This is a genomic window from Planctellipticum variicoloris, assembly GCF_030622045.1.
In the GTDB taxonomy this organism is placed as follows: domain Bacteria; phylum Planctomycetota; class Planctomycetia; order Planctomycetales; family Planctomycetaceae; genus Planctellipticum; species Planctellipticum variicoloris.
Genome location: NZ_CP130886.1, coordinates 2,349,625 through 2,370,785, shown reverse-complemented (window position 1 = coordinate 2,370,785; position 21,161 = coordinate 2,349,625). Strand labels below are relative to the sequence as shown.

General features: G+C 64.1%; 15 protein-coding genes. 12 read left to right on the top strand and 3 right to left on the bottom strand.

Annotated features, from left to right (window positions below; all coding sequences use genetic code 11):
• The first annotated feature begins 10 nt into the window (after positions 1–10).
• The 6 genes from SH412_RS09245 (at position 11) to ahr (ending at position 12,048) form a co-directional block, all read left to right on the top strand.
• Positions 11–1,405, top strand: a complete 1,395-nt coding sequence (locus SH412_RS09245; protein ID WP_336523222.1) for a sensor histidine kinase — start codon at positions 11–13, stop codon at positions 1,403–1,405.
• Positions 1,402–2,757, top strand: a complete 1,356-nt coding sequence (locus tag SH412_RS09240) for a sigma-54-dependent transcriptional regulator (RefSeq protein WP_336523221.1) — start codon at positions 1,402–1,404, stop codon at positions 2,755–2,757. Before SH412_RS09245 ends, SH412_RS09240 begins: the two co-directional genes overlap by 4 nt.
• A gap of 167 nt (positions 2,758–2,924) precedes the next feature.
• Positions 2,925–3,497 (top strand): dCTP deaminase, encoded by a 573-nt coding sequence (dcd, locus tag SH412_RS09235; RefSeq protein ID WP_336523220.1) that lies wholly within the window; start codon positions 2,925–2,927, stop codon positions 3,495–3,497.
• Positions 3,494–4,027, top strand: coding sequence for a putative molybdenum carrier protein (locus tag SH412_RS09230; protein ID WP_336523219.1), 534 nt, complete (start codon positions 3,494–3,496; stop codon positions 4,025–4,027). Before dcd ends, SH412_RS09230 begins: the two co-directional genes overlap by 4 nt.
• Positions 4,028–4,436: 409 nt before the next feature.
• On the top strand, positions 4,437–10,877 hold the full coding sequence (locus SH412_RS09225; RefSeq protein ID WP_336523218.1) for a ThuA domain-containing protein: 6,441 nt from the start codon (positions 4,437–4,439) through the stop codon (positions 10,875–10,877).
• Between the two features lie 160 nt (positions 10,878–11,037).
• A complete protein-coding gene (ahr, locus tag SH412_RS09220) occupies positions 11,038–12,048 on the top strand; it encodes an NADPH-dependent aldehyde reductase Ahr (RefSeq protein ID WP_336523217.1) in 1,011 nt (336 codons plus the stop codon).
• Positions 12,049–12,461: 413 nt separating this feature from the next.
• On the opposite strand, the gene SH412_RS09215 is transcribed toward ahr, so the two are convergent.
• Positions 12,462–13,130: a Rossmann-fold NAD(P)-binding domain-containing protein gene (locus tag SH412_RS09215; protein WP_336523216.1), complete on the bottom strand. Its 669-nt coding sequence runs from the start codon at positions 13,128–13,130 to the stop codon at positions 12,462–12,464.
• Positions 13,131–13,415: 285 nt separating this feature from the next.
• Here SH412_RS09215 and SH412_RS09210 point away from each other — a divergent pair, with 285 nt between their 5' ends.
• Entirely contained in the window at positions 13,416–13,832 is a 417-nt protein-coding gene (locus tag SH412_RS09210) for an STAS domain-containing protein (protein ID WP_336523215.1), read from the top strand.
• Between the two features lie 113 nt (positions 13,833–13,945).
• Here SH412_RS09210 and SH412_RS09205 read toward each other — a convergent pair whose 3' ends face one another.
• A complete protein-coding gene (locus SH412_RS09205) occupies positions 13,946–14,245 on the bottom strand; it encodes a type II toxin-antitoxin system RelE/ParE family toxin (protein WP_336523214.1) in 300 nt (99 codons plus the stop codon).
• A gap of 2 nt (positions 14,246–14,247) precedes the next feature.
• Positions 14,248–14,523 (bottom strand): ribbon-helix-helix domain-containing protein, encoded by a 276-nt coding sequence (locus SH412_RS09200; RefSeq protein ID WP_336523213.1) that lies wholly within the window; start codon positions 14,521–14,523, stop codon positions 14,248–14,250.
• Between the two features lie 191 nt (positions 14,524–14,714).
• Here SH412_RS09200 and ilvA point away from each other — a divergent pair, with 191 nt between their 5' ends.
• The 5 genes from ilvA (at position 14,715) to SH412_RS09175 (ending at position 21,013) form a co-directional block, all read left to right on the top strand.
• Positions 14,715–16,235: a threonine ammonia-lyase, biosynthetic gene (ilvA, locus tag SH412_RS09195; protein ID WP_336523212.1), complete on the top strand. Its 1,521-nt coding sequence runs from the start codon at positions 14,715–14,717 to the stop codon at positions 16,233–16,235.
• Positions 16,236–16,411: 176 nt separating this feature from the next.
• Complete coding sequence (locus SH412_RS09190; protein ID WP_336523211.1) at positions 16,412–17,242, top strand: hypothetical protein; 831 nt, start codon at positions 16,412–16,414, stop codon at positions 17,240–17,242.
• Positions 17,242–17,667, top strand: a complete 426-nt coding sequence (locus tag SH412_RS09185) for a hypothetical protein (protein WP_336523210.1) — start codon at positions 17,242–17,244, stop codon at positions 17,665–17,667. Before SH412_RS09190 ends, SH412_RS09185 begins: the two co-directional genes overlap by 1 nt.
• Positions 17,668–17,754: 87 nt before the next feature.
• Entirely contained in the window at positions 17,755–18,189 is a 435-nt protein-coding gene (locus tag SH412_RS09180) for an ankyrin repeat domain-containing protein (RefSeq protein WP_336523209.1), read from the top strand.
• 796 nt (positions 18,190–18,985) lie between these two features.
• The gene (locus tag SH412_RS09175) at positions 18,986–21,013 is read left to right on the top strand and encodes an alpha/beta hydrolase family protein (protein ID WP_336523208.1); all 2,028 of its coding nucleotides are present in this window, start codon (positions 18,986–18,988) and stop codon (positions 21,011–21,013) included.
• Positions 21,014–21,161: the final 148 nt, after the last annotated feature.

The window sequence follows — 21,161 nt, the reverse complement described above, 5'->3', positions numbered from 1 at the left end:
AGGCGCACGGGTGCAGGAACTTCACGAATCCGGTCCATTCAACTGGGAACTGGCCGCTCAGGCGATCACCGTCCGTATCCGGTGGTTCGGCCTGTGCGTAGGGTATGCGCTTGTCAATCTGCCGGCCTCAGTTCCTCACCAGGCCATTCTGAACGCCATTCTGACGCTCGGCGCCGTGTACGCCGTGTTCGACACCTACTACAACGCGCACGGCAAAGGCTTCCTGAGCGAGTGGCCGCTCTTCATCTCAGCCATGGAAGCAGTCTTCATCGGCCTGCTCTGCCACTTCGAAAACGGGCTGCAGAGCCCCTTCCGGTTCTACTATTTCCTCTCGCTGCTGGTCTGCGCCTTCCGGTACGACCGGGGAGTGGCCTACCCCACGTTCGCCCTGCATACAATCAGCTACCTCTCGCTCGGCATCTGGCGCGACGTGCCGCTGGAGGACCGGTTCTCGACCATGGTCCTGATGCCGGTCTTCATGGGCTGGGTCACCTGGGGCAGCACCTCGCTCGCCGGCCTGCTCAAGCGGGCCAGCGACGGACTGACGGCGCTGAACACGCAGCTCCAGGAAGACCAGGGCCTGCTGGAGCTCCGCATCCGCGAGCGGACGCAGGAACTGCAGGAGTCCCAGGCGCTGCTGGTTCAGCAGGAAAAGCAGGCGGCCTTCGGACTGCTGGCGGCGGGCATCGCCCACGAAGTCGGCAATCCGCTGGCGGCGATCAGTTCGCTCGTCCAGTTGCTCAACCGCCGCGATATCGACCAGCACACGCGGGAGAAGCTGCAGCTCGTCGACGACCAGCTCCGCCGCATTCAGCGAACCCTCCGCGAACTGGTCGACTTCAGCCGGCCGACCAACCTGACCGATTCCCGCTGCGACATTCACGACGTGATCGGCAACGCGCTGAGCATCGCCAAGTATTACAAACGGAAAAAGGGGAAGCGGATCGTGACCCGCTTCGTGACCGACCTCCCCCCTCTCAACACCGTGCGGGACCAGCTCGTCCAGGTCTTCCTGAATCTGATTCTCAACGCGATGGACGCCACCGAAGAGGGGGGCACCATCACAATCGTGACCCGCCTGAAGAGCGGGACCCTGCAAGTCGACGTCTCCGACGACGGCCGCGGCATCGCGGCCGAGGACCTGGACCGCATCTTTCAGCCCTACTTCACCACCAAGGACACCGGCACCGGCCTTGGGCTGTTCGTCTGCCGGAATCTCGTCGAGCAGAAGCTGGGCGGGACGATGGAGCTGGTCGCAGGCAAGCCGGGCGGCACGACCTTCCGCGTGACGCTGCACAATGGCGAGCTGGCCGGACTTCCGGATCGAGAGCCGCCGAATGCGGCCCCGGACGTGCAATCCATCGACATCACCGAATCCTCTCCCCGGGAAGCGAGCATTTCGTGAGAGCCTTACGCAGCGTGCTGATCGTTGAAGACGAGGAAATCATCCGCACGTCATTGCGGGAATTCCTCTCGGAAGAAGGGTACGACGTTGCCGTCGCCGGCACCGTGGCTGCGGCTCTGCAGGTCGCCAGACAGCGGGACTTTCACGTGGCGATCTGCGACGTGCAGCTCCCCGACGGGGATGGTGTGCAGTTGCTCCGCCGGCTGCAGCAGCTCAATCCAGGGACGTCGGTGATGATCATCACCGCCTACGCGACCGTGGAGAACGCCGTCGAGGCCTTCAAATCCGGCGCCTTCGACTACCTCGTCAAGCCGGTGATCTTCGACGACCTCGCGAACAAGCTCAACCGGCTGTTTCAGTACCGCGAGCTGTATCTGGAAAACCAGGCGCTCCGACGGGAGCTGGGCCGTCGGGACAATGGCGACGAAATCATCGGGTCGAGCAAGGCCATCCAGGAGGTCCAGGACGCGATCCGGAAAGTCGCAGTCACCCGGGCCAACGTCCTGCTGGTCGGCGAATCGGGGACCGGCAAAGAGCTGTTCGCCCGCATGATCCACAAATGGGGCCCGCGGAGCGGCGAGCGTTTTTTTGCCGCGAACTGTGCAACCCGACCGACGGAAATGCTCGAAAGCCAGCTCTTCGGCGCCCAGGCAGGAATGGTCGCGGGCAGCCCCGCCGCGCAGGACGGACTCCTCCGGCTGGTGGGCGAAGGCACGGTGTTTCTCGACGAAGTTTCGCAGTTGCCGCTGGCGACGCAGGCCAAACTGCTGAGAGCGATCGAATACCAGGAGGCGCTGCCGCTGGGAGGATCGGAACCGTACAAAGTCAGCGCCCGGATCATCGCCGCCACCACGCGCGACCTGCAGCGGGAAGTCGCCGACGCCCGGTTCGACGAGGCCCTGTTCTACCGTCTCGACGGCGTCAAAATCCGGATTCCGCCGCTGCGGGAGCGGCTCGACGATGTACCCGAGCTGGTCGAATTCCTGATCTCGAAGCACAGCCGCGCGATGGGCCAGCGGGTGACCGGCGCCACCAGCGAAACAATCCGTCTCCTCATGTCCGCCCAGTGGAAAGGAAACATCCGCCAGCTCGACAACGCTCTGGAGCGGGCCGTAATGATGTGCGACTCTCCTCAGATCCGTCCCCAGGATCTGCCGGCCGATTTGATCGGCATGGGGCAACCCCTGCCCGATACCGACGATCTGCGGTCCGCCCTGCGGCACTACGAACGGCTGCACATCAAACGCGTCCTCCGCCAGTGCCCGGACAAGCGCGAAGCCGCCAAACGACTCAAGCTCGGCCTCTCCAGCCTGTACCGCAAAATCGAAGAACTGGGAATCGATCTAGAGTGACAGGAGCTGAGTGAACAGATCGGAGCGATTCGCCGTCTTTCTTTTCTCAACTCTCAACTCTCAACTCTCAACTCTTTCTGCGTTGCATCCCCGCTGACCGATTCGTAATGTGAGTCCCACGGAGCAGTTCCGGCGACGCCACTTCATGATGCGAGTATCCGCCCCCCATGATTCTCACCGGCGAAGAGATCAAGGCGCAGCTCGGCGGCAATATCGTCATTGAGCCGTTCGACGAACGCCTCCTCAACCCCAACAGCTACAACCTCCGCCTGCACGACGAACTGCTCGTCTACGAAGAAATCGTGCTCGATATGAAGCGGCCGAACCGCTACCGGCGGCACGTCATTCCGCCCGAAGGCTTCGTCCTCCAGCCGCGCCAGCTCTACCTCGCCCGCACCGTCGAACGGACCGAAACCCACAACCTCGTCCCCATGCTGGAAGGACGGTCGTCCATCGGACGGCTGGGGCTGTTTGTGCACGTCACCGCCGGCTTCGGCGATGCCGGCTTCTGCGGCTACTGGACGCTGGAAATGTACGCGGCGCATGCCATCCGGATCTACCCCGGCGTGCCGATCTGCCAGATCTTCTACCACACGCTCACCGGACCGGTCACCGAGTACCGCGACGGCAAGTACCAGAACAACCACGACATTCAACCCAGCCTCCTCTTCAAAGAATGGCAGATCCCCCAGAAAGATCAGCAGATGCGGCTGTCGTTCGGTCAGGAAGTCGCCGAGTGACCCGGCAAACCGGCGGGAAACATCCGGTCCGCCGCCGGGACGCCATCCTGCAGCGTATCGTCTCCGGCGGCCAGACCGGCGTCGACCGCGCCGCCCTCAACGTCGCCATCGCGTCAGGCATTCCCTGCGGCGGCTGGTGCCCGCAGGGCCGCAAGGCGGAAGACGGCCCCCTGCCCCTCCACTATCCCCTCCGGGAAACCGACAGCCCCCTGTACGACGTCCGCACCCGCTGGAACGTGCGGGATTCCGACGCGACGCTGGTGATCACCGCCGGATCGCTGAAGGGAGGCACCGCCCTGACCGTCGAACTCGCCCGACGGATCGCCCGGCCGCTCCACGTGATCAACCTGCTCGACGACAGTCGAAATCACATTCTCGATACCCGGCAATGGCTCCACGAACATCGCGTGAGAACGCTCAACGTCGCCGGCCCCAGAGAAAGCCAGCAGCCCGGCATCTACTCGCAAGCCCAGGAATTCCTGCTCGAACTGATCGCCGCAGTCCGGGAGCAAACAGGGATTAGCGAGTAGGGAATAGCGAATAGCCAGAGAGTTGTCACTGGAATGAGTCAGCGGGTGGTCCGGCCGAAGGCCGGATCGCGCAGCGACAAGAGGCCGCAGTTTGAGCAACTTGCAAGGCACGTGCCTCTCGGCACCATGAAAGCCCAACCGCGGCCTCTTGCGGCAAAGCCGCCCGGCCTTCAGCCGGGCCACCCGGTGGTTCGTTTTTCGTAATTTGTCATTGGCGATTTGTCGAACGCATCCACGCTGAAGCCTTTCTCAGCGACTTTCTTTTTTTCGACATTCCACCTTCCTCGTTCGACATCTCTCGTCTGCGTTCCGTTCCGCGTCTCTGCGTGGAATCTTCGTCTTCGCCAACCAAATCGAGTAAACTCTGACTCAACCGATCATCTGTATTTGACATCACGGAGCAAGCTCAATGGGTTCGACCGGTCTGCGTGCAGCGCTGGCGGCAGCCATTCTGCTGGGATGCTGGACTTCCACCTCAGCCGAGGTCGGCGGCAGGAAGAAGATCGTCCTCATCGCCGGCAAGAAGAGCCACGGCCCCGAGGGGAACGGCATCCACGACTACCCGTGGTCCGTAAAACTCCTCAAGGTGATGCTCGACAACTCGAACATCCGCGACCAGGTCGCCGTCGAATACCACCGGGACGGCTGGCCCGCCGACCCGAAAACCCTCGACACCGCCGACGCAATCATGGTCATCTCCGACGGCCGCGACGGCGACCTCTACGAAGAGGCCCCCCACATCGTATCGCCGGAGCACATCGCCCAGGTCCAGCAGCAGATCGCCCGCGGCTGCGGCTTCCTGACGTTCCACTTCTCGACATTCGCACCCGACGAGCGCGCGAAGGAAATGCTCGACTGGACCGGCGGCTACTTTGACTGGGAAACCGACGGCAAAAAGCAGTGGTACTCGGCCATCCAGACTCTCGACACGGAAGTCGAACTCGCGTCGCCCGATCACCCGGTCCTCCGCGGCGTCAAACCCCTCAAGATGAAGGAGGAATTCTACTACAACCTGCGGTTCGATCCGCAGGCGGCCCCGGTCGCGCCGCTCTGGACCGTCCCCGCCATCCCCGGACGCGACGCGGAGGGCCGCGTCGTCGCCTGGGCCCGGCAGCGTGCCAACGGCGGCCGCGGCTTCGGCACCACCTGCGGACACTTCTACGACAACTGGAAACTCGACTCCTTCCGCAAACTGATCCTCAACGCCATCGCCTGGAACGCCCACGTCGAAGTCCCCCCCGAAGGCGTCGCCGCCCGCTTCTACACCCACGCCGAAATCACCGCCGCCCTCACGGGGGTGGCAGGCGTCGACCCCGCCCGCTTCGACGACCGGCCGATCAAAGCCCTGATCCTCACCGGCCACCACTATCCCGGCCATCTCTGGAAGGACACCACGCCCGCTATCCGGGAAGCCCTGGCCCGCGATCTGCGCGTGCAGGTGGAGGTCTCCGAGAACATCGAAGACCTCGCCACCGACCGCGTCCAGCAGTTCGACGTCCTGATCCAGAACTACTGCAACTGGGAACGCCCCGGCCTCAGCGACGCCGCCAAGGCCGGCTTCGTCAAATATCTCCAGGAGGGCGGCGGCCTCTGTATCGTCCACTTCGCCAACGGCGCCTTCCACTTTTCCTTGCCCAAAGCCGAAGACTCCGACTGGCCCGAGTACCGCAACATCTGCCGGCGGGTCTGGGACCACACAGACAAAAAGGTCGGCCACGACGCCTACGGCAAGTTCGTCGTCGACATCGCCGACCCCGAGCACCCCGTCATGCAGGGCATGGAGGCCTTCGAGACCATCGACGAGCTCTACTTCCGCCAGCAGGGCGAAGACCCCATCCACGTCCTCGCCACCGCAAAATCCAAGGTCACCGGCCAGGCCGAACCCCAGGCCTTCGTCTACGACTACGGCAAGGGCCGCATCTTCCAGACGGTCCTGGGCCACGCCGCCGAATCGCTCCGGACGCCGGGTGCAGCGACGCTCCTCAGCCGGGCCGTCGCCTGGGCCGCCCGGCGGGAACCCCTGACGACGATGGCGATGGTCCCGCCCCCCGCCGCCGCACCTCCGGCCGGTCCGGCCGGAAAGCTGTCACTCGGCGAAGGAAAATTCGGGAAGTCCCTGGATGCCCGCTCCGGAGGAGCCCACGCCGGCGGGCGCGAGGAATACCACCAGCCGCCGCTGACCGTCGACTGCTGGGCAAAGCTGCTGTCGAAGCAGAGTTACAACATCCTCGCTGCCCAGGAGTTGAAATCGTCCGCGACGCACTGGGAGCTCTTCACCATGCCCGGAAGCGGGCAGCTCACCGCCTACCTGCCCGGCTACAAACCGGATCACGTGCGTTCGCAGGTCGACGTCGCCGACGGCAAATGGCATCACGTCGGAATGGTCTTTGAACCCGCGCGAGTCCGCCTGTTTGTCGACGGCCAGCAGGTGGCCGATCAGGCGGTGGAGTTCCAGAAAGGACAAACCGTCGCTGGCGGCATCGCTTTCGGCCAGCTCGTCGGCCGGGAAATCGGCTGCGACGGTTTCGTCGACGAAGCCCGCCTGACCCGCGGCGTCCGTGATCTCTCCGTCGTCCCCGACAAAGCCCCCGCCGTCGACCCGCGGACACTCGGCCTCTGGCGGTTCGACGAGCTCTCCCCCGACGGCAAGACCCGCGACGAAACGCCGGTCCAAAATGCCGCCAGCGCTGCGGTGGCCGCTGCCGCCCCCGCACCATCGGCCCCCCAGCAGGCTGCGCGCGGACCGATCGAAGGTCACTTCGCCGAGGGAACCGTCGGCTTCAACTGGACTGAGGGTGACTCCGTCGACAACCGCTGGAGCCAGACCGACGTCGGCCCGTTCCTCGCCAGCACCATCTTCCTCCCGAACCTCCCCCCCGTCCAGAAGGGTCTCTCCATTCGCGTTGGCGATCAGCAGCAGGGGACACTCTGCTACGACACCGAACGGGGCACCCTCCGCGCCGGCTGGACCGGCGGCTTCCTGCAGTTCGGCCCCGCCCGTTACGGCCTGATCGAGTCCCCCCGCTTCAAGGGCGAACTCAACTTCGCCTGGCAACCCCTCGCCGCCGGCGCGAAGTATCGCGGTCTGCTGCAGCACGGCAGCCGCAGTGTCCTGCAGTTCGACGTGGCCGGCACCGCTGTCCGCGAAGCCCCCTGGGCTGTCACCGTCGACACGACGACCGTCTTTCAGAGGACCTTCGAAGTCGAGCCCCACCGCGGCGTCGTCATCTATCCTCTCGCGCAGGGAACGAACGACGCGAAGGTCGCCGAGGCCGACGGCTGGCAGATCTGCAGCAGCGGTGACCTTCACTGCGGCATCCGCAAATCGGACAGTTGCCTCCTTCGGACCGCCGACAGCGGCCGGGTGGAACTTTTCTTTCGCCCCGGCGATCAACCTGTCTCTCTCGTCGCCTACCAGTGGAAAGGAACCGCCGATCCCGCCGCAGTCCTCGCCAGGTTGCCGAATGGCGCCGACAACATTACTCCCTGGAAACAACCGGCAGCCCCGCTCTGGCCGCAGATCCTGGAAACCCGCGGCGAACTGGCGACAGACGACGGCCCCTACGTCGTCGATACGCTCACCATCCCTTTCGAAAACCCCTGGAAGGCCCTGATTTTCACCAGCGGCCACGACTTCTTCTCCAACGGCGACATCGCCGTCTGCACCGCTCACGGCGACGTCTGGCGCGTCAGCGGCGTCGACGCCGGCCTCCAGCGGCTCACGTGGAAACGCTACGCCACCGGCCTCTTCCAGCCCCTAGGCCTCAAGGTCGTTGGCGACCTGGTCCACGTCCTCGGTCGCGACCAGATCACCCGGCTGCACGACCGCAACGGCGACGGCGAAGCCGACTGGTACGAGTGCTTTCATAACGCCGGCGAAACGTCCCCCGGCGGACACGACTACGTCACCTGTCTCGAAACCGATCTCCAGGGCCGTTTCTACTACGCCCATGCCAAACAGGGCGTCCTCCGCACCGGCCCCGACGGGCAGGGTCTCGAAGTCATCGCCACGGGGTTTCGCAATCCGAACGGGCTGGGAGTCGGGCCGGACGGCACCATCACCGCCGCCCCGCAGGAAGGGGAATGGACGCCGTCGTCGAACATCATCGAAGTTCAGCCCGGCGGCTACTACGGCTATCCCGGCCCCCAGGTGACCGCCGATCGCCCGCTGGGCTATGACCTCCCCATCTGCTGGATTCCCCGACGGAACGACAATTCCTCGGGCGGCCAGTGCTGGGTCACCAGCGACCGCTGGGGCCCGCTGCAGAACCAGCTCCTGCACTTCTCGTTCGGCCAGTGCTCAATGCTGCTGACTCTGCGCGAGAAAGTCGACGGCGTCACGCAGGGAGGCACAGTCACGTTTCCCTTCACGTTCTCGTCGGGAGCGATGCGCGGCCGATTCAGCCCGCATGACGGGCAGCTCTACGTGACCGGTCAGAAAGGCTGGGTCACCTCCGCCGTGCAGGACGGCTGCCTGCAGCGCGTCCGCTACACCGGCCAGCCGGTCGGCATGCCGACAGCCGTCAAGACGTATCGCAACGGCCTGGCCCTGACCTTCACGGAACCGCTCGACCGCAATCTCGCCGAAGACCCCGACCGCTATGCCATCGAGCAATGGAACTACCGCTACGCTGCGGATTACGGTTCGGCCGAGTACCGCCCGAGCGACCCGAGGCAGGAAGGCCGGGACGAGCTGCCGGTCCGGTCTGCGACGCTCCTGGACCCGAAAACGGTTTTCCTGGAGTTGCCGGGGCTGCAGCCGGTCAACCAGCTTTCCCTCAGCTACCGCATCAAACTCGCCGACGGCACGTCGGTCCGGCAGCAGCTCAATTCCACCATTCATAAGCTGAGCGAGACGGCGATTCCGCAGGACCAGCTTACGGTCCGCGCGCGGCCGGGGGTGCTGCCGGACGAGGTGATGGCGCGGCTGCGGCCGGGAATCGCGATGACCGAATCGTACACAGCGAAAGAATTGTCACTCGGTGTCTTTCGGATGGCCGCGTGGGACAAATTCTACCTCGTGGGGGACAAGATCGGAACCGATGCAGGCGTCCCGTGTTTCCTCAAGGCTCCATTCTCGGGCGAATACCGATTTCTGATCCCGGACAGTTTTGAAGAGCTGGTCATCAGCGGAGTTGCGGCAGGAAGCGGTGAGCCGGTTGACCTGCACAGGGGGTTTAACTCGATTCGGTTTCGATCATCCACCACACAACGTCAAACTGCGTCCAAGGGGCGACGTGAGAGTTCGGGGACTCGACTCCTCTGGTCAGGGGAAGACTTCGACTGGGAACCAATTCCTCCGACCGCCTTATGGCACGCTCCAGGACATAACGACCGGAACCTGCCCACGCCGGAAACTGTTCAGTCGATCCTTGAACAAAGACGATGCACAATATGCCACGATCTTAAGGAGTCAACCGACTATGCTCAGCCCGGTCCGTCGCTGGCCGGTCTCGGCAGCCGCCGCCGTGCGGACTGGGTCGCGGCCTGGATTCTTGCGCCACGCACGCTGCGTCCGACGGCGAAGATGCCTCACTTCTTCAATCCAGACAAGCAAACCGACCGCCAGACGGCGTCAGACATCGCCGCATATCTGGCGTCGTTGAAGATCGACGAGCCGGAATCTGCGACGGGTGACGCGAAACGCGGCGTCATCCTCTACGAAGACCTCGGCTGCATTGCCTGCCATCGCTTCACGGCCCCGGAGAAGGAAGACGACTTCCAGCGTCTCTCGCTCACCCATGTGTCGGCCAGCTTCTCCGAACACGCGCTGCAGGCCTACCTCCTGAATCCGCAAACGCACTACACATTGAATCCCATGCCCCGTTTTCCGCTCTCCAGCGCCGAGGCCGCGGACCTGGTCGCGTATCTCCGAGCCGAGTCGGAGGGTAAGTTCATCGCGCTGAACTTGCCTGCTGGCGATGTCGAGCGGGGCAAACAGGCTTTTTTCGGCGCCACCCGCAACTGCTTCGGTTGTCATTCCACGATCGCGGATCGCCCGCCACTGCCGGTTGCGATGGCGAAGTTCAAAGACTTCACGCGCGGTTGCCTGGCGCCGACTGCAGAACTGCGGGGTGACGCCCCCGACTTCGGCCTGACCGAGTGGGAGCGGACTGCCGTCTCAGAGAGTGTGCCACCCGAATCTCTTGGAGCGCTTTTCGCAACCGTCGTTGCAAACCCCTCCCTTGGCAGCCGCCGCCTCGTCCGCGAACTCAACTGCCGGGCCTGCCACTCTCGCGACGGCCAGCGTTCCCCCCGCGCCGAAATCCTCGCCGACGAATCCGACCGCGGCGTGGTCGCCGAAGTCCTCCCCGACCTCACCTGGGCGGGCGAGAAACTCCGTCCCGAGTGGACTGCCAGACTCCTCAACGGCGAACTCGCCGAGCGCACTCGCCCTTGGCTGAAGGCCCGCATGCCGGCATTCCCCGCCGACTATGCTGCACGGCTTGCCGTGGGACTCGCTGTCGAACACGGCGCAGGCCGCGACATTCAGCAACCCAAGCCCCCCAAGCCCGACCTCGTCGAACTCGGCCGCCGGCTGACTCTCAAGGACGGCGGCCTCGACTGCCGGCAGTGCCACGGCATCGGCCAGCTCAAACCCCAGGGAGACAGCCGGACGCAGATCGCTCCGGGCATCAACTTCGCCCAGGTCCGCGAGCGCCTGCAGCCGGAGTTTTATCACCGCTTCGTCCTCGATCCGCCAAGGTACGAACTGGCCACCCGCATGCCCAAACTCGCCGCCGACGGTAAAACGACCAAGGCCACGGCCATCCTGGACGGCGATGCGAAGAAGCAGTTTGAGGCCCTGTGGCACTACATCCAGACGGTGACGCCGGAGACCGCGGAGTAATCCTGTCCAAAGCCCTCAACTTGGCGATATTGCGATATTCCGCCGAGAACGAAGCGCCCTCGGTCATGTCGGCGATCGGCCGATTGATCCCTGGGACTGGCCGGACATATATTTTCCGGCGGGTGATGGAACCGATGCACGATGTTCGAGGAGCGTCGCGATGGCAGTCATTGAAGCTTGGGTCGCTGCAGCCGCAAAGCAGCAGCTCGTCCGGCAGCAGATCGATCTCGGGCCGCTCGGCCCCGACGAAGTCGAGGTGCAGGTCGAGAATTGCGGCATGTGCCACTCCGACCTCTCCGTGCTCGACGACGACTGGGCAATGTCGCAATATCCGGCTGTACTCGGGCACGAAGTCGTCGGCCGGGTCGTCGAAGTCGGCTCGGCGGCCAAAGGACTGAGCGTCGGTCAGCGCGTCGGAATCGGCTGGACCTCCGGGAGCTGCATGTACTGCCGGTACTGCAAGTCCGGCGATCAGCATTTGTGTCTCCAGGCGCAGCCGACCATCGTCGGCCATCGGGGCGGGTTTGCGAGTCGCGTTCGCGCTCACTGGGCCTGGACGCTGCCGCTGCCGGAGACGCTCAACGCCGCCGACGCCGGGCCGCTCCTCTGCGGCGGAATTACCGTCTTCAATCCGCTGGCGATGCACGCCACGCCGACCAGTCGCGTGGGAATCGTGGGCATCGGCGGGCTTGGTCACATGGGCGTGAAGTTCGCGGCCGCATTCGGTTGCGACGTCACCGCCATCACATCGAGCGAGAGCAAGTTCGATGAAGCCCGCGGATTCGGGGCGAACCATGTCGTTTCCAGCCGCGATTCGGACGCCATCAAGAAGCTGGCCGGTACGCTGGACCTGCTGATCGTGACCGTGAATGTTTCGCTCGACTGGGACGCCATGATGTCGACTCTGGCTCAGAAGGGCCGAATGCATGTCGTGGGAGCGGTCATGAATCCGATCCCGCTGATGGCCGTCCCGATGATCTTCGGCCAGAAATCGGTGTCCGGTTCGCCGACCGGTTCCCCGGTGGCGATGGAAACGATGCTGGACTTCGCCGCCCGCCACAAGGTGACGCCGCAGACCGAGCACTTCCCGATGAGCCGGGTCAACGAAGCGTTCGAGCATCTGAGAGCCGGCAAGGCGCGTTACCGCATCGTGCTCGACGCCGACTTTTAGCGGGATGCAACATCGGTTCCATCGCCACGGACGCCGCCCGTATCGTGCAGTACGTGCAGCAGCAGCACCACCGCCCGCGCTCGCCCATTTGCACTTTTCATTTCTCACATTTCGTTTTGCACGGATCGGCGTCGTCGCAAAGAGAGCATCCTCGCTCTTCGAATGGGAGCATGTCGATCATCACCCGGTCGCGACTCCGCCTCTGGTTCAGTCGGCAATTGATCGTCCGCAAGTGTCGACGCCTGGGTCGTCCCAGGTCCAAAGCGCCCCGCGAAATCCCCGTACGATGGACGTCCACGTCCGTCGTGATCGTCGGCAACATGGCTCGGCCCACACGGACGACGGACGAGGGCGTCCGTCGTCCATCGGTTTGACACCGAAGAACGCCCTGGTCGCGGACTTCCCTCCACCAACTACCGACTCCCCCTCTCCGCCTCGGTCGCCGGTCGTTCCACAAAACTCGCCGGTTGAATGCCATCCTCGTTCGATTCCTCATCCCCGCCAGTTCCGGGAGGCTCGGGCGGCCGTCCCCAGCGCTGCCGACTGCCGTCGCGATAGACGATCTCTCCAATCGTGGCCGCACTCCAGTCTTCCTTCAAATCCGAAACAGCATCGTCGGGAGCGGCCGGATAGCAGACCGTGAACCCGGCGATCGACGCGCGCGAAAACGACTGCAGCGGAACGTGACTGGTTTTACACTGCCTGATGCCACGCGGCCCCGGAACAACTTCTCTCGTGAGGCAATTCAACAATTCCACCTGATCCGAATCCCGACTGAGAATCGTCCCCAAGAAGGTCAGCCCCGCATGATCCGTGAGTCGGACGTACGAACCGAGAGGCGCCGCGGCGATTTCTTGAGCCACGATCTCGGCTCGGAATTGCCGCTCGGTTTCGTCCGTCACAGGAACCAGCAGCGTGGGCGGAACGGTCGTCAGGTCGATCTCAAAACCCAGCCCCGTCCGAACTCCATCCAGTCCCGCGGACGTATCGAGAGCAGACCAGACCGCCGCCGCGCCGACGGTCGCACATGCCAGCAGCAAGCAGCCTCCCAGCCATCGGTTCGAACGGAGCGTGCGGAGCATTGCTGACCCTGGTTTCGGAGAAAGTTTGACCGCGACGACGAACCTGTACGCAAAGACCGCTCGACGGTCAAGATGAGCCGGAATCCCTGACGGAAGTCCGGCTGCCCGTCAAACCCCGGTTGAACCCGTCGCCCCCGGCTCCCTGCATCCCGCAGAATCGTCAGCGCGCCGCCTGCGACCGGGCGAATCGACGCGCCGGCGCGCGGACGGATCTTGAAAAATCGCTGTCCGCCTGTCCCAATGAACGATCGAGCCAGCCCGCGGTCAACTGTTCCGGAGTTCCCCATGTCAGAGTCCCTCCCTTTCGAAGCCACGGTCATCGACGGCGACATCCTCGCCATTGTCCTCGGCGAAAATCTGGATACCGCGACGACCCCGGCGTTCGAGCAGGAAGTGCAGCGGCATCTGGAGGCCGGGTACTCGAAGATCATCCTCGACTGCCGACATCTGGGCTACGTCTCCAGCATCGGCATCGGCGCCCTGATCACGCTGCAGAGCCGCCTTCGCCGCAAGGGTGGAGCGGTCAAGCTCGCCGCCATTCTCGGCCCGGTGATGCAGCTCCTGCGTCTCGTCCGCCTCGATAAGGTCTTCGACATCTACGGCGATCTCGAATTCGCCCGCCAGTCGTTCTACGCTCAGCCCGCCCCCGAAGCAGTCGCCGACGAGCACGCGCCGATGCATGTGCCGTTCAATAATTTCTGAAGGGCGGATTGTGGAGCATCTGGCATCCCTGAGGAATGCCGGATGGTCGCGATAAGCTCACGCCTCTCCGCTCGCCTCCGACAACGCAAAGCTGGCTCCGCCGCTGATTGGGTCTAACGTCCACCGATCACGGCATCAAGATCCCTTGCCCCATGGAGCACCCGGACAATTTCAATGACACCGGTGGTTTCTGCGATGCGATAGAAAATCACGTAGTTCCCGGCGGGAAATTGGCGAAGTCCGACCGCCAGGTGATTGCAGGCTTCGCCGATCAGAGGCTGCCGAACGAACATTTCGAAGCGATCGAAGCATTGGTCGAGAAGGCGGGCGGCTGCACCGGGATCTTGCCGTGCGATGAATTCAGTGATCTCGACCAGATCGGCCTCCGCCGCATCTGAAAGACGCCAGAACATGGTCAGGCTCCGCGAGCGGCCTGCTGCTGTCCAGTCGCCTTCTGCAGGATTCGCAGGCGGATCGCGGCAACGTCGTCAGCGGTTCGCGCTTCGCTGGCGCGACCTTCGTCCAGATCCCGGAGCCCCGCGGCAAGCTGGCCGCGGATCCCTTCCTCGGCCCGCACCAGTCGCAGATGTTCCACTGCGCCGCGCACGGCGTCCTCCACCGAACCGAATCGCCCAGCCGCGACCTCAGCCTTCAGAAACTCATCGAGTTCCAACGGGAGAGTGATCGTCATCTCCATTCCCCTTGAGAGCGTCTCGTACGTGCCGCATCATAGCACGAAACCGGCACATTGGTCCAGTTGATTGTCGGGTGTCGCCGTCCCGCCCGGCAATCCTCTTCCATCCCACCGGCATCGCGAATTCACTCCGGACGTGCCAGACTACGGCGGAAAAGATCTCTTGGGCCGCAACAGGATTGCCACTCGTGGAACAGCGACGGCTGGACTATCTGCAACGAATTCTCAACGCGCGCGTCTACGATGTGGCGATTGAATCGTCCCTGGATCTGGCGCCCAAACTCTCGACCCGCCTTGGCAACCAGATCTGGCTGAAACGGGAAGACACCCAGCCCGTCCACAGTTTCAAGCTCCGCGGGGCCTACAACAAAATGGTGCGACTGACCCCTGCGGAGCTGGCGCGAGGGGTCGTCTGCGCCTCGGCGGGGAATCATGCCCAGGGTGTCGCTCTCAGCGCCCGCAAGCTGGGGTGCCAGGCGGCCATTGTCATGCCGGTCACGACACCGGCGCTGAAATCCGACGCCGTCCGGGCGTTGGGGGGCAAAGTGATTCTCCACGGCGACAGCTATTCGGACGCGTACGCCCATGCCCTGGAACTGGAGAGTCGCCATCAATACGTCTTCGTGCACCCGTTCAATGATCCGGACGTGATCGCCGGCCAGGGGACCGTCGGCATGGAGATCCTCCGGCAGCACCAGCATCCCATCCACGCCGTGTTCGTGGCGATTGGAGGCGGGGGGCTGATCTCCGGGGTCGCGGCGTATATCAAGGCCGTCCGGCCGGAGATCAAGGTCGTTGGCGTCCAGATGACCGATTCCGACGCGATGATCCAGTCGGTCAAGGCGGGTCGGCTCGTGGCCCTCAGGGACGTCGGCCTGTTTTCCGACGGAACCGCGGTCAAGCTTGTTGGAGATGAGACGTTTCGATTGACGCAGGAGCTGGTCGACGACTTTGTGACCGTCGATGCCGACGCCGTCTGCGCCGCCATCAAGGATGCCTTCGAGGAGACGCGAAGCATTCTGGAGCCGGCGGGAGCCATGGGCATTGCCGGGATGAAGCAATACATCGCGCAGCAGCGGCTTCGGGGGGAGGAGTTGGTGGCGATCACCTGCGGCGCCAACATGAATTTCGACCGGCTGCGATTTGTCGCGGAGCGGGCCGAAGCGGGCGAAGAACGGGAAGCGCTGTTTGCCGTCACGATTCCGGAGGAGCGGGGGAGCTTCAAGCGGCTCTGCGAGACGATCGGCCAGCGGAGCGTGACCGAGTTCAGCTATCGCATTTCCGATCAGCGGGAGGCCCATGTCCTGGTCGGACTGTCGATCGGCAGCCGCAGCGAAGCCCCCGACATCCGCCGCTCGCTCGCACGGCAGGGTTTCGAGGCGCTGGACCTGGTCGACGACGAGCTTTCGAAGGAGCATTTGCGATACATGGTGGGGGGAAGAAGCCGTCTTGGCGAGAACGAACGGATCTACCGCTTCGAGTTTCCCGAACGTCCCGGCGCGCTCATGCGGTTCCTCTCGTGCATGCATCCGGACTGGAACATCAGCTTGTTTCACTACCGCAATCAGGGCGCCGATTACGGACGCATTCTGGTTGGCATTCAGGTGCCGGACGAGGACCTGCCCGCCTTCCGGGAATTCATCGACACGCTGGGATACCGCGGAATCGACGAGACCGCGAATCCTGTCTATCAACGGTTTCTTCGCTGAACACCGAAAAATCAGGGTTCTCGATTGAGTGAGCAGAGAATAGAGAAGCGCCTGGCGAATTCTGGCGATTCGCGACTTCCTGCTCACTATTCCCCCCTCCCCGAAATCCTGGCTGTGACAAAGCACGATCACCGAATTGTTGTCGAATTCTCCCGCTGAGCGATGCAGAGGTCTCCATGAATGTCCCCCGCTCGTGGCTCGTGACGTCGTTTGTCCTGTCGCTCATCAGCCTCGCGGGACCGCACGCCGCGGCCCAGTCGCCGTCGAAGGACGAGCGGGAAGAGTCGCTGGCCGACTTCCTCCGGCAGGCGCGGGAGTACCGCGTCAAACTGGCGGATCGGCCCCCGGCCGAGTTCCACGACCGACCGCTGATTCGCTTCACCAAAGTCCTCAGCGAGGTCGATGACGCGGCGATGTTCGTCTGGCTGAGCAACGGGCGGCCGGTGGTTGTTGAGACGATGCTCGTGCAGCGGACCTTGGGCCTCTACCACGAGTTCCAGTCGCTGGCGCTGGAACCGCTGCAGGCCGAGCGGGGCGGCAAGACGGTCTGGAAGCCCCGGCAGGCGGGCATAGCATTCGCGCCGGTCCCCGACTGCGACCGGCCGGCCGATTCCGCCGCTCGACGGTTCACGCAGATGAAATCGCTGGCGGAACGATTTCGCGCTCAGGCCGTCAAAGGCCCGCCGTTCTATGCCGAGGGCTCGGTCTATCATTTGCGACTGCTCCCTCAGCCCATGCTCCGCTATCGCGACTCGCAGCAACCGGAACGGGACGGCGCCCTGTTCGCCTTCTGCCAGGACACCGACCCCGAAGCCCTGCTGCTCATCGAAAGTCGCCTTCGCGACGGCCAGCCGGGCTGGGAATTCGCCTTCGCCCCCATGACCGGCTGGCCGGTCCAGGCCTTCCATCGAGACGAGCCGATCTGGTCGGTCGAGCGCCAGCATCCAGCAAAAGATCCCGAGTTGACCTACTTCGTCGCGGGCCCCTATCCGCTCCTGGAGAAATAATGGCACGTTCAATCCTGAGAAGTCTCGCCGCGGTCGTCGCGGGGATCGTCGCCGCCCTGGTGGGAGTCACTGCCGTCGAAGTCTTGAGCGCCATGCTCCACCCGGCGCCGCCCGGCGTCGACTTCGCTACAGACTTTGAGGCCTGCAAAGCCCACGTCGCCCGCTATCCCGCGGGCGTCCTGGCCCTGTGCGGCGCCGCCTGGGGACTCGTCGCCTTCGCCAGCGCCTGGGTCGCAACACGCCTCGGCACCAGCCGCCATCTGGCGCACGGACTCTTCGTCGGAGCGGTTCTGCTCGCCGCCGCCATCTTCAACATGGCGATGCTCCCCTATCCCGCCTGGTTCTGGCTCAACCTGATCGTGCTGCCCGCCGCGTTCGTCTACGGAGCGATGCTCGGGCGAGGGAAATTGCAGGTTGCGAGTTGACCCGCATGGGCAGCGTCGCCGGCTCGATTGCGAGTCGGCGACGCCTTCGAAGTTCGAACATCGAATCGATACGTCGAGCACCGGACGATGGCCGAGACCCTGTTCAGCATCTGTTGCGAGCGCAATCCCGACCCCGCCGACCAGCCCCGGCGGCTGACGGAGGTGCTCAAGGCCGGGGCGGACATCCACGAAACCGACAAGAACGGCGTCACGCCGCTCCACTATGCCGTGCGGTTTCGCAGTCCGGCCGCCGTGCAGACGTTGATCGAGCACGGCGCCGACGTGAATCAGGCCTGCCGCCGATCCGGCTCGACGCCGCTCCATCGAGCCGTGACGCAGACCGGCGCTCCTGGCACCGCGGGACGCGGACCGGAAGCTCTGGAAATCGTCCGGCTGCTGATCGTCGCTGGAGCCGATCCATCGATCGTCAACAAGTCGGGCAAGACGCCGGCGGACTACGCCAAGGATGCCGCGATCAATTCCCTGTTGATTTCTGCGATCAAGCAGTCGAATTCCAAGTGACCGGATTGCTGACTCGTATGATGTTCCCCTCGATCCCAGGCTCCGTCGGGGATCGCCCCCGTCCGAGGCACCGCCTCGTCTTCAACGTCATCCTCTTTCGTCATTCGCGTCGATTCGTGTCATGCGTGGTTACCTCCTCTCCGTTCTCTTCTGCGATCTCCTCTTCCCTCTACGTCTCTGCGAGAGATCTTTTTTTCACTTTCTGATTTTTTTGAGAAACGGCTCTTGCAAACCTCCCGTACCAGAGTGAATGTGCGTCATGTCGGCCGGGTGACGAGATGCATGCACGCGAAGGGGCGACCCGGAGCGCTCGAGCGAACCCCGACCGGCAAGCGGGCCTGATCAGGGCCCATCACGGCCGGGCTTCACCGCCCGGCCGATGGAGCGCACTCCGTGCGCGCTCACTCGACGTCGAGATTCCTTCCCGGACTCCGCGGGCCAACACCCGCGAACCTGATCAACGCCAGCTCAAAGGACGCGGCGGAGCGGACTTCGACAACCCGCTCCGCCGCGTCCGAGCCGGTGAACTCTCAAGCACGCCTTTCCGCAGGCCGCGCTCAACGTGCGCTCACGGACCTCCCGCGCCCACTCGCTTCCATTTTGCATTTTGCATTTTGCAAAACTCACCACTCACCACTTTCGAACGTCGTCTCCCCTCCGCGATCCGCATCCCCGCACCGAATTCGTCTGCCGCTCCCGTTCTCCCCAACAAGGCTCTTACCATCCGCGCCCCGAACTGGCAGACTGGCGGCGTGGTCCGCTCGGTCCGTTTGGTTCATGTGTCAGGAGCAGAGGAATGTCGCTGGTCGTCCCCGCCTGGACTCGTCCCTTCGTCATCGCGTGCTGGCTGATCCTGTGCGTCGCATCAGTCTCCGGGCGCCCTGCATCCGCGCAAGCCCTCGGCCAGCCCGACCGCGGACAGCCCGGCGACGAAACGATCCAGGCCTGGCTGGCCGCTGAAGCGCGCCGGCTCGACGGTCACTTCGCCCAGGACGTCGTCTCCCGCGAAGACTTCGACCAGAAACGGGCCGGCTGGCGCGAAGAGTACCTGACGATGCTCGGCCTCTCGCCCCTTCCCGAACGGACGCCCCTCCACGCGACAATTACCGGCACGCTCGACCAGGGAGACTACCTCGTCGACTGCCTCCACTACCAGAGTCGCCCCCAGCTCTATGTCACCGCCAACATTTATCGGCCGAAGACGACAAAGCCCGGCGAGAAGCTGCCCGCGGTGCTGTATGTCTGCGGACACGCCGGCCGCGGACGCGACGGCTGCAAGACCGCCTATCAGTCCAACGCCATCTGGCTCGCCCGCCACGGCTACGTCTGCCTGATCGTCGACACCCTGCAGCTCGGCGAAATCGCCGCCATCCATCACGGCACCTATCGCGAACAGCGCTGGTGGTGGCACTCGCGGGGCTACACCTCGGCCGGCGTCGAATGCTGGAACGGCGTCCGCGGCATCGACTACCTCATCAGCCGCGACGACGTCGATCCGGCGCGGATCGGCGTCACCGGGATCAGCGGCGGCGGGGCCGCCACGTTCTGGATCGCCGCCGCGGATGATCGCGTCGCCTGCGCCGTTCCGATCAGCGGCATGTCCGATCTCGACGCCTACGTCGGCAACCGCGTCATCAACGGCCACTGCGACTGCATGTTCCTGCACAACAGCTTCGCCTGGCCCTGGACGCGGATCGCCGAACTGGTCGCTCCTCGGCCGCTGCTGTTCGTCAACAGCGACAATGACGCCATCTTCCCGATGGATGGCAACGAGCGGATCGCCAACCGGATGGAGCGCTGCTACAGCCTGTTCGGGACGGGAGATCGTTACGACACGCTGGTCAGCGTCGGCGGCCACGCCTACCGCGAAGACATCCGCCGGGGCGTGTTTCAGTTCCTGAACCTGCACCTCAAGCAGGACGGCCGCCCGGTGACGGACAGCGAAATCGACCTGGTCATCAAGGAGGGCAACAACGCGATCCATCCGATTCCGCCCGAGCGGCTGCGAGCCTTCAAGACCGACGCCGACATCCCCGCCGATCAGCTCAACACGACAATCGACGAGCACTTCGTCCCGCTCGGTCAGCCCGGGCTGCCGAATGATGGCGGGTTTGCCGAGTGGAAATCCGGTCTGCTGGCGAAGCTCAAGCGGCTCAGCTTTCACTCCTTCCCCGAACGCATCCCCGCCACCGACGTCGCCGTCTTGAACGGCGCCGACCTCGGCCAGTTCGTCCGGACCGACATTCCCGGCAGTTTTCCGGTCGACGTCGCCATGATTCAGCGGACGGCGGAACCGAAACGCGTCCGGTTGATCGTCTCACTTGAGCAAGCGGACGAGATTCCCGACGGTCTCAGCGACGAGTCGGTCTATGTCGTCCGACCCCGCGGCGTCGGTTCCACCCACTGGACGCAGAAGAATCCGCCGAATTACGTCGAACGAGCGCACGTCCTCGTCGGGCGCACGGTCGACGCTGAACGGGTCCGCGAGATCATCGCCGTCGCACGGGCGATCAAAAACGCCCACCGCTATCTGCCGCTGGTGATTTCCGGCGACGGGGCGGCGGGGGTGCTGGGGGCCTACGCGGCCTTATGGGAGGCCGATATCGACGAAGTCGAACTGAAACTTCCCTCGCTGACACACCAGTCGAACGATGCCCCGCAGTTCCTGAACGTGCTGCGGGTCGCCGATGTTCCCGAAGTCCTCGGCATGCTGGCCCCGCGGAAGCTGACCATCCGCGGGCTGACGCCAGCGCATCTTGAGGCAACCATCCAGATCTACTTGGCCGCAGGAGCTGGAGACAAACTGGTCCTCCAAGGTCGGTGAGGCCGGGCACAGTCGGTCGTTGATGACACAACGTGCGGAAGTTCTGCAGCCTCCCCAGTCAGCCCGACGGCACTGGCCTCCGTGCGGGAATCCATCGCCAATCAGGCGGAGAATCATCGTCAGACGTCGTATCGCGACGAGTTAATCC

What these genes read in the sequence shown, in the direction of transcription:
- SH412_RS09175 (WP_336523208.1), top strand. Translation starts at nt 18,986, where the DNA reads ATGTCGCTGGTCGTCCCCGCCTGGACTCGTCCCTTCGTCATCGCGTGC.
- ahr (WP_336523217.1), top strand. Translation starts at nt 11,038, where the DNA reads ATGGCAGTCATTGAAGCTTGGGTCGCTGCAGCCGCAAAGCAGCAGCTC.
- SH412_RS09190 (WP_336523211.1), top strand. Translation starts at nt 16,412, where the DNA reads ATGAATGTCCCCCGCTCGTGGCTCGTGACGTCGTTTGTCCTGTCGCTC.
- SH412_RS09185 (WP_336523210.1), top strand. Translation starts at nt 17,242, where the DNA reads ATGGCACGTTCAATCCTGAGAAGTCTCGCCGCGGTCGTCGCGGGGATC.
- SH412_RS09225 (WP_336523218.1), top strand. Translation starts at nt 4,437, where the DNA reads ATGGGTTCGACCGGTCTGCGTGCAGCGCTGGCGGCAGCCATTCTGCTG.
- SH412_RS09200 (WP_336523213.1), bottom strand. Translation starts at nt 14,523, where the DNA reads ATGACGATCACTCTCCCGTTGGAACTCGATGAGTTTCTGAAGGCTGAG.
- dcd (WP_336523220.1), top strand. Translation starts at nt 2,925, where the DNA reads ATGATTCTCACCGGCGAAGAGATCAAGGCGCAGCTCGGCGGCAATATC.
- SH412_RS09215 (WP_336523216.1), bottom strand. Translation starts at nt 13,130, where the DNA reads ATGCTCCGCACGCTCCGTTCGAACCGATGGCTGGGAGGCTGCTTGCTG.
- SH412_RS09180 (WP_336523209.1), top strand. Translation starts at nt 17,755, where the DNA reads ATGGCCGAGACCCTGTTCAGCATCTGTTGCGAGCGCAATCCCGACCCC.
- SH412_RS09210 (WP_336523215.1), top strand. Translation starts at nt 13,416, where the DNA reads ATGTCAGAGTCCCTCCCTTTCGAAGCCACGGTCATCGACGGCGACATC.
- SH412_RS09205 (WP_336523214.1), bottom strand. Translation starts at nt 14,245, where the DNA reads ATGTTCTGGCGTCTTTCAGATGCGGCGGAGGCCGATCTGGTCGAGATC.